The sequence below is a fragment of the Poinsettia branch-inducing phytoplasma str. JR1 genome (genome assembly GCF_000309465.1).
GTDB lineage: Bacteria > Bacillota_I > Bacilli_A > Acholeplasmatales > Acholeplasmataceae > Phytoplasma > Phytoplasma pruni.
Genome location: NZ_AKIK01000034.1, coordinates 1 through 569, shown reverse-complemented (window position 1 = coordinate 569; position 569 = coordinate 1). Strand labels below are relative to the sequence as shown.

Below are 569 nucleotides of genomic sequence, written 5' to 3'. Positions count from 1 at the left end.
GCTTATCATCTACTCTTTCAAGTTTAGATAGATGTATAAATGTAGCAAATAAAGACAATAAAGAAAAGAGTTCAAAACCAGATGAAACAAATAAACAAAATTCGCCATATTCTGAACCAAATGAAGCAAATAAAGAAAATAAACAAAATTCTAAACCAACTGAAACAGTAAAAGAACCTGTAAAAGATGCTGAAATTGAAAAGATTAAAGAATCTGTAAAACCAACAGAAACATCAACTGGTAAGTCGACAGAAAAAGATTTTGAACAAGCAACTGATAAGCCAACACAACAAATTGGCGAGTTATTAAAAGAAACTAACTATAACTCAAAAGGCAAAGAATTTAAATTTAATGTTGATGGCTATAGTGAAGGTTATGCTTAATACAACTCTTAAACCGAAACAACAATAAAATATACTCAGTACAATGAAGAACGATTCTCCACCAGGTGAATAAAATAAAGGAAATAAAAAAATGACTGTAAGAAAAAAAGGCACTCATGCTCAACCAATAAATGCTAGATATACAACTAGAGAATTAAAAAATGCTCGAAAGAGTAGATGATAAGC

General features: G+C 29.5%; 1 pseudogene. It reads left to right on the top strand.

Annotated elements, in window-relative coordinates:
* Positions 1–383: pseudogene (locus ON17_RS03535) on the top strand (hypothetical protein); the annotation flags it as partial.
* Between the last annotated feature and the right edge of the window lie 186 nt (positions 384–569).